This is a genomic window from Caulobacter sp. (genome assembly GCF_049283275.1).
Lineage (GTDB): Bacteria > Pseudomonadota > Alphaproteobacteria > Caulobacterales > Caulobacteraceae > Caulobacter.
Genome location: NZ_JBAPVS010000119.1, coordinates 1 through 9,702, shown reverse-complemented (window position 1 = coordinate 9,702; position 9,702 = coordinate 1). Strand labels below are relative to the sequence as shown.

At 66.1% G+C, this 9,702-nt stretch carries 9 protein-coding genes and 1 pseudogene; 1 reads left to right on the top strand and 9 read right to left on the bottom strand.

Annotation, left to right across the window (positions count from 1 at the left end):
• The 9 genes and pseudogenes from WAL33_RS05845 to WAL33_RS05805 form a co-directional block, all read right to left on the bottom strand.
• Positions 1–312, bottom strand: a pseudogene (locus tag WAL33_RS05845) (hybrid sensor histidine kinase/response regulator); the annotation flags it as partial.
• Between the two features lie 182 nt (positions 313–494).
• A complete protein-coding gene (flhB, locus tag WAL33_RS05840; RefSeq protein ID WP_422179399.1) occupies positions 495–1,577 on the bottom strand; it encodes a flagellar biosynthesis protein FlhB in 1,083 nt (360 codons plus the stop codon).
• Positions 1,578–1,586: 9 nt separating this feature from the next.
• On the bottom strand, positions 1,587–2,342 hold the full coding sequence (fliR, locus tag WAL33_RS05835) for a flagellar biosynthetic protein FliR (RefSeq protein WP_422179397.1): 756 nt from the start codon (positions 2,340–2,342) through the stop codon (positions 1,587–1,589).
• Between the two features lie 9 nt (positions 2,343–2,351).
• Positions 2,352–2,615 carry a flagellar biosynthesis protein FliQ gene (fliQ, locus tag WAL33_RS05830; RefSeq protein ID WP_422179395.1) on the bottom strand — a complete coding sequence of 88 codons (264 nt, stop codon included), beginning with the start codon at positions 2,613–2,615 and terminating at the stop codon, positions 2,352–2,354.
• Positions 2,616–2,884: 269 nt separating this feature from the next.
• On the bottom strand, positions 2,885–3,385 hold the full coding sequence (locus tag WAL33_RS05825; RefSeq protein ID WP_422179393.1) for a RidA family protein: 501 nt from the start codon (positions 3,383–3,385) through the stop codon (positions 2,885–2,887).
• A gap of 39 nt (positions 3,386–3,424) precedes the next feature.
• On the bottom strand, positions 3,425–3,817 hold the full coding sequence (locus WAL33_RS05820; RefSeq protein WP_422179391.1) for a c-type cytochrome: 393 nt from the start codon (positions 3,815–3,817) through the stop codon (positions 3,425–3,427).
• 41 nt (positions 3,818–3,858) lie between these two features.
• Complete coding sequence (locus tag WAL33_RS05815; RefSeq protein WP_422179389.1) at positions 3,859–5,475, bottom strand: FAD-dependent oxidoreductase; 1,617 nt, start codon at positions 5,473–5,475, stop codon at positions 3,859–3,861.
• 301 nt (positions 5,476–5,776) lie between these two features.
• Positions 5,777–8,227 (bottom strand): TonB-dependent receptor plug domain-containing protein, encoded by a 2,451-nt coding sequence (locus tag WAL33_RS05810; protein WP_422179387.1) that lies wholly within the window; start codon positions 8,225–8,227, stop codon positions 5,777–5,779.
• A gap of 480 nt (positions 8,228–8,707) precedes the next feature.
• Positions 8,708–9,070 (bottom strand): VOC family protein, encoded by a 363-nt coding sequence (locus tag WAL33_RS05805; RefSeq protein WP_422179385.1) that lies wholly within the window; start codon positions 9,068–9,070, stop codon positions 8,708–8,710.
• 135 nt (positions 9,071–9,205) lie between these two features.
• Here WAL33_RS05805 and WAL33_RS05800 point away from each other — a divergent pair, with 135 nt between their 5' ends.
• Positions 9,206–9,679, top strand: a complete 474-nt coding sequence (locus WAL33_RS05800) for an Lrp/AsnC family transcriptional regulator (RefSeq protein WP_422179383.1) — start codon at positions 9,206–9,208, stop codon at positions 9,677–9,679.
• The last annotated feature ends 23 nt before the right edge of the window (positions 9,680–9,702 follow it).

The following is a 9,702-nucleotide window of genomic DNA, read 5'->3' as shown; positions in this document are numbered from 1 at the left end:
GCCGTCGGCGGCGGTCAGGGCGGCGGGCTCGGACAGGGCCTCGACCAAGGCCTCGGCGCCTTCGGGCTCGGGATCGCCCAACGCGGTCGAGGCGCGGATGGCCACCAGGCCCAGGATCGCCACGCCGGCGACGCCGCCCAGCAGCAGCAGGCCGGCCAGGGTGGCGGGACCGGCACGCAGGGCGGGCGCGGCGGCGAACACAGCGGCCAGCACGAGGAACACAGCGGCTCCCCAGATCAAGAGGTCGGGGCGGCGCTTCGCAACGCCGGCGGGGCCTCTTGCGCCAAAGTCGTTCATGGGCGTCTCGGTCATGGTCGACCGAAATCCTTCTTCAGCCTTGCTGGGCGTCTAGCCCATTGATTCGCGGGATAGAATAACCTTAACCCGCCCACGAATCGCGATCCGTGATCGATTCCTGATTCCGTGGCCGGATTATGGACTTCGCGACCTGATCATCCCGGCACGCGCTGGGTCCCGGATGGAAAGGGTCAAGGTCAGTCCGCCCAGCTGCGCGACTTGGCCTGCTTGTTGCTCATCACGAAGCCGACGATCTTGGCCACGGCCTCGAAGTGGTCGGCGGGGATCTGCTCGTCGACATCGACGGCGGCGTAGAGGGCGCGGGCCAGGGGCGGATCTTCCAGCACGTAGACGCCGGCCTCCTCGGCCACGGCGCGGATCTTCAGAGCCAGCTCGTCGACGCCCTTGGCCACGCAGATCGGCGCGGCGGTCTCGCCCTGTTCGTACTTCAGCGCCACGGCGTAGTGGGTCGGGTTCATGATGACGACGGTCGCCTTGGGCACGTTCGCCATCATCCGCTGGCGCGCGCGCTGCATGCGCATCTGCTTCTGCTTGCCCTTGATCATCGGGTCGCCTTCGGACTGCTTCATCTCGTCCTTGACGTCCTGAACGCTCATCCGCATGCGCTTGGCGAAGCGGATGCGCTGCCAGAACCAGTCGAAGCCGGCGGTGGCCGTCAGGAAGATCAGCACCGCCCAGAACAGCTTGATGCACAGCTTCATCGCCAGCGGGACGATCGCCCCGACGTCCATGCCGACCAGGCCGACGATCTGGGCCGCGTCCGGCTTGACCACGAACCAGGCGATGACGCCGGTGACCAGGAACTTCAGGGCCGACTTGGCGAACTGCACGAAGCCGTCGATGCCGAAGATCCGGCCCAGGCCTTTGATCAGGTTCAGTTTCTGCAGGTCGGGCTTGATCTTGTCGGCCGTCAGCATGAAGCCGGTCTGGGCCACATTGGCCGCCGCGCCCAGAAAGCCCGAAACCACCATCACCAGGATCAGGGCCGGCAGGGCGGCCATGATCGCCGTCTTGGCGATGGCCCGGATGCCGCCCTCCACGTCCATGGTGCCTGCGTGGGCGAGGAACGGGGTCAGGGCGGCGACCATGTCGCGGGTCAACCAGCCGCCGGCGATGACCACGACGCCGAACGCCCCCGAAAGCGAGGCCAGCTGCGAGATGTCGGCGGATTTGGGGACGTCGCCCTTGGCGCGAGCGTCCGACAGCTTCTTGGCTGTTGGCTCTTCTGTCTTTGAAGCGTCGTCCTGATCGTCGGCCACGGCGTCCCCCTAGTTGAACATGGCCAGGAGTTCCCGATAGCGATCGGTCCACACCATGGCGATGCCGCCGAGCGAGAGGCCCAGCAGGGAGAGGCCCAGGATGACGCTGAGCGGCGAGGTGACGAAGAAGATCTGGAACGACGGCATCACCCGGCCGACCAGACCGGTGGCCAGGTTGAAGACGATCGAGAACACCAGGACCGGCGCCGCCAGCTGCAGGCCCAGCTTGAACGACTCGGCCACGGTGCGCACGGCCAGGGCCGCGGCGTCGCCGACCGGCACGGGGCGGTCGAACGGGAACAGGTCGTAGGACTTGACCATCGCCCCGATGAACAGGTGATGCAGGTCGGTGACCATGATCAGGGTCAGGCCCAGCATCGACAGAAAGGTCGCCACCGAGGTGCTGGCGGGCGCGCCGGCCGGATTGGTGGTCTGGGCGAAGGACAGGGTGGTCTGGATCGAGATGATCTCGCCGGCCGTGGTCAGCGAGCTGACGAACAACTTCAGCACCGCGCCGATCATCAGCCCCACCAGGACCTCGTGCAGCACCGCCCCGCCCACGGCGCCGACGCTGCTGGGCACGTTGACGATCGACTTGGCGACCAGCGGCGCCAGCAGCATGGCCATCAGCACCGCGAACGACAGCCGGATGCGCGGCGGCACGACGCTCTCGCCGATGCCGGGCATCAGCATGACCATCGCGCCGATCCGGGCGAAGACCAGGCCGCCGGCATAGACCTGCAAAACGGTGGCGTAGCTGTCCAAGCCCTGCCCCTACATTCCGGCGATCTTGGCGGCGATCTGCCGCATGAAGCCGGACATCAGCGCGCCCATCAGCGGCAGGAACAGCAGCAGGGCCACGAAGATGGCCACGATCTTGGGCGCGTAGACCAGGGTGGCTTCCTGGATCTGGGTCAGGGCCTGGAACAGGCCGATGGCCACGCCGACCACCAGGCCGACCAGCAGGATCGGCGCGGAGAGCTGCAGGGTCAGCCAGATCGCGTCGCGGCCGACATCCAGAACTTCGGCTCCGCTCATCGGATGGCCTCTACGTAAAGACGCGCGCACGCGGGAACTGACGGTGACTCGCACCATCGCCCGCCATGGTTAACAGTCGATTAGGGAGGATTAACAGAGGGCAGTTTCGCGCGTGGCGAAACGTCGCCGCTCTTCCCCCTCTGGGGGAGGAGGGCCGAAGGCCCGGAGGGGGCAAGTGTTCACCCGCAGTGCGGCTACCACTTGCCCCCACCTGACCGCTTCGCGGACTGTCCGCCCCCATAGGGGGCGGAACGGCGGGGCGCGCCCGCCTATTTCGGCTTACGCGCCGCCTGGACCTCGATCTCGACCAGCATGCCGCCCTGCACCAGCGAGGTGATCTGGCTGGTGATGCGCGAGGGCTTGTTGGGCTGTTCGGCGGTGCCGAAGAAGGTCTTGTAGGCCTCCATCATGCCCATGAAGTCCATCTTGCCGCCCTTGGCCGGGTCGCCGACCAGCAGGACGCGCATCATGACCACGTCGCCCATGGTCGCGCCTTGCGTCTTCAGCGCGTCCTCGACGCGCTTGAGCACGCCCATCGTCTGGGTCTTGGTGTCGCCGAAGGTGGCGGCCAGGGCCGGGTCGCCCTTGGGGTCGAGCATCGGCGGGGTCATGCCGCTGACATAGATGGTGTCGTAGCCGGCCGGCACGGTCACCACGCTGGCGATCGCCGCGGTCGGCGCGCCGCCCCGGACGATCTGGGCGTTGGCGGCGGTCGCCCCAAGGGCCAGCGTGCTGGCGAGGGCGGCGGCGGTGAGGATCAGGCGCTTCATGGTCGTCTCCTTGGAGGTTTGTTGCGGCGAACCGATGGACTAGTGGGCTTGCAGGCTGGCGGGCTTCTTGGCGGTCTTGAGCTTGGCGCGGGCGGCGGCGACGTCGGAGGCGCTGACCGGCTTGCCCTTGTTGCCCCACGAGGTGCGGACGTAGGTCAGCACCGAGGCCAGCTCCAGGTCGCTGAGGTCGTCCTTGAACGACGGCATGCCGGCGCGGCCCGCCAGCACCGTCGCCATCATCGGACCGGGATCGCCCTGGACGAACGGGTCGCCGGCCAGGGCCGGAAAGGCCCCCTTGACCCCCTTCCCCGTCGTCTGGTGGCAGGCCGAGCAATTGTCGTTGAACAGCGCCGACGGCGTGGCGGCGAAGGCCGTCGCGCAGACCGCGGAGGCGGCGAACAGACCGCCAAGAAAGACAAACGAACGACTCATGGAAACTCCCCGAAACGCGTCGAAACAGGCATAGCGCGACTTCACGCCTTGATCACCCGGGCGTGCAGCTTGCCGATCTGCTGCCAGGCCGACTCGATGGCCCCGGCTTGCCAGCCGCCCAGATAGGTCAGGTGCTCGCCGGCCAGGTAGATGCGGCCGTCGGGCTCGCACAGCACCGGATAGGCGGCCTTGCGCCCCTCCTCGCCCCACTCGGCCCAGCCGCCCAGATTGAACTGCGCCAGGTGCCAGCTGAACGAGAAGGCGTTCTCGAAGTTCTCGGCGTATTCGGGGAACACCTTCTGCCCCGCCGCCACGGCGAAGGCCGCGCGCTCGGCCGGCGGCTTGGCGCTGATCTTGGCCGCCTCGCCGCCGAACGCGTAGTAGCCCAGAAGCACGCCTTTCTGGCTCTGCCAACCGGTGGACGGCAGGGTGATCGTGCCGATGCCCGGCATGTCGTTGTAGATGTGGCCGCCGTAGATGTGGTGGTTCTCTTCCCAGAAGCGGGTCTTCATCTGCAGGCCGATCTTGTTGACCGGCGTATAGGACACGCCCGACATCGCGGCCTTGAACGGCTTGGAGAAGTCGGCGTCGACGTTCTTGAGCACGCTGAGCGGGATGGTGCAGACGCAGTAGTCGGCGGTGACGGTGTCCTGCTTGCCGGCCTTGTCGATGTAGGTGACGGTCACGCCCTTGGGGCCCTGCTTGATCTTCTCGACCACGCACGAGTAGCGGATCATCGCGCCGACGTGCTTTTCGAAGCCCTTGGCGATCTGGTCCATGCCGCCCACCGGCTGCAGCATGGTGCGCTGCTGCTCGTAGCCGGACACCGAACTGAGCACGCGCCAGGCCTTGGAGTGCAGCACGTCCGACAGGCTGTAGGGCGTCGAGGGCTTGCCCGGGCCCGGGTTCACGCCGGCGCCGGGATGGATGTCGAAGCCGCGGCCTTCCGTGCCGGTATAGGCCAGATCCGTGGGAGACAGACGCCCCTCATTGATCATGTAGGCCACGAACAGGTCGCGGTCCTCCTGGGTCATGGGCGCGTCCAGCTGGCCCTTGGAGGCGGCCTTGGCGATCATCTCGGCGGCGTAGCCGCGCGCGTCGGCGGCGATCTGCCCCTTGCGGATCGGCTTGCCGGCCAGCGGGCCGGAGCCCTTCTCGAAATAGACATAGGCCGCGTCGTTGTCGTTGACGAAGCTCTCCAGCTGCACCCCGAACAGCTTGGTGTAGTGCAGGGTCGAGCGGTGATGATACGGGATCCGCCACGGGCCGTGGTTGATGTAGAGGCCCTCGTCGAACTCGCAGGTCTGGCTGTTGCCGATCAGGTCGGTGTGCTGGAAGCCCTTGCGCGCCGTCTGGCAGCGGCCGCCGGCGAAGGACCGGGCCTCGATGATCTGCACCTGGTAGCCGGCCTTGGTCAGCTCATAGGCGGCGGTCATGCCGGCCAGGCCCGCGCCCAGCACCACGATCTTGGTCCCCTTGGCGTCGCCTTCCAGCTTGGGCGGCGCGGCCTGGGCCGAGGCGAAACCGAAGCCCAGGGCGTCCATTCCGGCCATGGCCAGGGACACCCCGCCGAAAGCCGCCAGGCCCTCGAAGAACCGCCGCCGCGTCAGCACGCCACCAACACCATCGACCGGAGCCGCCGCCGATTGATCACCCATACTGTCCCCGATTTTTTTTGTCGCGAAAGGCGCCTGAGAACCAGGCGCCCGCCTCCGCCATGTCAGGCCGCGCCCCTTGAATGATCGCGTGAAAACCTGTCCGGGGCGTCAGAAAGTTCGTCGGCGCCGCCCCCTTAGGCGCCCATGGCGGCGCTTGTGCGGAGAGCGGGCGACGTGAAATTTCACGGCGAAAAACGCGTTTCCACCGACGGAAAAACGATCGGCCGGAAAGCGTTGACGAAAGCGCAGAAAAGCCGGGCGCGCGGCCCGGCTTTTCCTTGGTTCATGCGGAAAACGACGATCAGAAGGTATAGGTGACCTTGCCGTAGTAGTAGCCGCCGTTGATGCCGAAGGGCGAGAACGACGGGAACTGGGTGACGAAGCCGTTGCTGTTGTTCTTCAGATAGTGCTCGCGCAGCAGGCCGTTGATCCGGTTCGGGTAGTAGTTGAACACGTTGTTGGCGCCGATGCTCAGCTTGACGCTGTCCAGGACCTGATAGCTGACGTCGATGTCGGTGATCAGCGCCGTCTTGACGGTGGTCTTCATCAGCGCCGACGAACCGCTGTCGGTGCTCAGGCCAGAGGACTTGCCGTAGAGGGTTTCCTTCAGGTTCAGCGAGAAGTCGCCGAAGGACCAATACCCGCCCGCGATGATCTTGTACTTGGGCGAGGTGTCTTCCAGGTTGGCGATCGCGATGGCGTCGAACAGGGTCAGCGTCGGATCCAGGCCCGACGGGTTGGCCGCGATCTTGGTCACCTCGGTCTTGTTGTAGCTGGCGCTCAGCGACCAATCGACCCGGCCCCAGTCGCCGAAATCGCTGTAGTAGGTTCCGACGAAATCGACGCCCTTGGTGCGGGTGTCCAGGCCGTTGACGAACATGTTGGCGCCGACGCTGTAGGTCGAGTTGCTGCGGATCGAGGGATCCACATTGACGCCGTTCGCCGCCAGAGCCGCGATGACCGCCGGCGAGACGATGCCGTTGGTCACCTTCGTGCCGGCGACCGTCACCACGTTCTCGCCGTACAGCGTGCCCGAGCTGACGATGCGGTTCTTGATGGTGATCTGGTAGGCGTCCAGCGTCATCGTCAGCTTGGGCGCCAGGTGGGTGACGAAGCCGACGCTGATGTTCTCCGACTTCTCGGGCTTGAGGCCGTTGATGCCGAGCAGGCTCGCGCCCGGCGAGTTCGGCGGCAGTTGGCCGCTGATCGAGCTGGGCGAGACGTTGATGCCCGAATAGTACGACTCCGCCAGGGTCGGGGCGCGGAAGCCGCTGCTGACCGTGCCGCGAACGGCGATCGCCGGCGAGAAGTCGTAACGACCGGTCAGCTTGGCGACGGTGGTGTCGCCGAAGTCGCTGAAGTCCTCATAGCGCACCGCGGCGTCCAGCTTCAGCGGTTCGATCGGGTTCAAGGCGACGTTGGCGTAGACGGCCTTGTTGTTGCGCTTGTGCTTGCCGGCGTTGACCGGGGCGAAGCCGAAGTACGACTGTGAACCGCCGCCGTAGTAGGTGGCCACCTCGCCCGCCGAAATCTCGTAGGTTTCCTTGCGGTACTCGGCGCCCGCCGCGAAGGTCATCGGACCAGCCTGGCCGATGTCGAACTCACGGCTGACGTCGAGGGTGTTGCTCCACTGGGTGTTGATGAAGCCGCCGGCGAGGATGTCGGTGGGCGAATAGCCCTTGGCCGTCGTCGTGGAGGTGTCGGCGTAGAGCGACGCGTTGGCGGTGTCCAGGACGCTGACCTCGTCGTCGTCCTTTCCGTAGGTCGAGCTCAGATCCCAGTTCCAGGCGTTGGTCACGCCGCTGATGCCGCCGGTGACGGCGTAGTCGGTTTCCTTGATCGATTCCTTGGGGTCGAAGCCCAGCGGGTACGGGATGTCGGTCGCCATCTTGCCCTTCACGACGTTGGGCAGGCGATAGTTCTCGTGCGCGGCGCTCCACTTGTGGGCGATCGTACCGAAGCTGTAGACCTCGATGTCGGGCGTGAGCTCGACGCCGCCGTTGTAGGCCAGCACCGTCTGGCGGTACTGGGCGTCGCCGGCGATGCGGTTCACGTACGGCCAGTTCTTCGCGTTTTTGACCTGCGGATAGCTCTTGGCCGGGCTGTTAGTGAGGCCGGTGTTGTAGGGCGTGTCCACCACCCGCGGGTCGTACTCACCGCGGAAGCTGTAGTCGTGGTACTTGGTCTCGCCGGTCAGGTTCAGATACGAGTTCTCGGTCGGCGCCATGCCGATATTGATGGCCAGGTCACCGGTCGTGCCGCCGCCGTCGATATAGCCGCCGCCGTTGATGATCACCTCGCCGCCCGAGGTGGCCTTCTTCTGAATGATATTGATGACGCCGGCGATGGCGTCGGTGCCGTACTGAGCGGCCGCGCCTTCCAGCAGCACTTCGATGTGGTCGACCGAGGCCAGCGGGATGAAGTTCAGGTCGGCGGCCGCGCCGCCTTGATAGGCCCCGCCCAGAACGGCCAGGTTGGCGGTGCCGTGACGGCGCTTGCCGTTCAGCAGGACCAGGGTGTGGTTGGGGCTGATGCCGCGCAGCTTGGCCGACAGGGTCAGGGCGGCGGTGTCGCCGCCGAAGGCCTGGGCGTTGAAGGACGGGACGTTCTGGGCCAGGGCCTGGATCATGTCCGGCTGGCCGGTCTTCTTGAGAACGTCGCTGCCCAGCACGGTGATCGGCGCGGGGCTGTCGACGGCTTTCATGCCGGTGGTGCGCGTGCCGGTGACGATGACGGCTTCGAGTTCGGGCACGTCAGGCGAAGGCTCAGGCGCCCCGACGGCGTAAGCATTGGAGCCAAACGCAAAAGCGATGCTGACGGTGGAAACTCCTGCAAACAGGATGTTCCGCGAGCGATTATTCATATTACCCCCTCATACGCTATATAAGCGCGATTGTTTTTCTCCTCTTAGGCGTTTCCCGTTAAGCGTGTTCTTGTTGATTGACACGAATACAGACGCAACTCACGGCAACGGCCGCGATTGGAACAGTTCGCCAGACCTGAAATTTCTGCAAGCGCCGCGACCGTCACGGGATCGTAACGAGCCTCCGGAAGCCTCAAGGCGCCCCTTTGGATGGCGCCCGCCATCTTTTTTGTGCAGCGCAGTGGTCAGGATTACGGCATCGCTTCACCGACCAGGCGGCTCGCCGCCCTCGGGGATTTGGCCGATCGTCTCAGAAACGCGCGTCCGCGGAGCGCGAGAGCCTCGGGATCCGAGGGTCGATTTAGCCCGCTAGACCGGAACGTGGCTGACGAACTCGATCAACCGCCCGTCAGGATCATGAGCGAAGCCGGCATAGTAGTGCGGATGGATCTGCGGCAGCACGGTCGGGGCGCGCTCCTGCACGCCGCCGTGCTGGCCGGACCGGCCATAGGCGCGATCGACGGCGGCGCGGTCGGCGGCGAGGAAGGCGTAGTGCACGTCGAGCGACGGCTCGCCCTCGGCGATCCAGAAGTCGAGACGGCCGCCGTTCGAGCCGAAGCCCTTCTTGGGACCGTCCACGACCAGGCGATAGCCGGTGGGCTCCAGGACCTGACGATAGAAGGCCACGCAGTCGTCCAGGCGGCGGGTGCGGATTTCCAGGTGATCGAGCAAGGCGGCGACCTCTTCAAGGCGTGAAACGACGCCGTGACGTGTAGCCGCGCTGGCGCGTCGTTTGGCGGCGAAGACGGCCGGCAGAACGCGGAAATTCGGCGTTCCCGCGGCTGGTTTTCGCGTAGCCTGCGGGCCATGAAACTCGACCGCTTCGATCGCCAGCTGCTGAACCTGGTCCAGGAGGACGCGGGCCGCACGTCCGAAGACCTGGCCCAGCGGGTGGCCCTGTCGCCCTCGGCCGTGCAGCGCCGCCTGCGCAAGCTGAAGGAGGCGGGGGTCATCGTTCGTCAGACCGCCATCCTCGAACCGCGCAAGGTGGGACGACCGACCTTCTTCATCGTGTCGCTGGAGGTCGAGCGCGACCGGCCCGAGCTGCTGAGCCATCTGCGCACCTGGCTGGCGGGCCAGGAGTACGTGCAGCAGGCCTTCTACGTGACCGGCGAGGCCGACTTCATCCTGGTGGTCACCGCGCCCGACACTGAAACCTACGACGCCTTGATGGCGCGGCTGGCCATCGAGAACCCCAACGTGCGCAAGTTCACGACGAACGTGGCGCTGGGGGTGGTCAAACGCGGGCTGACGATCCCGGTGTCGCTGGAGGAGGACTAGGTCCGCGCTTTCTAGTCCCTCCC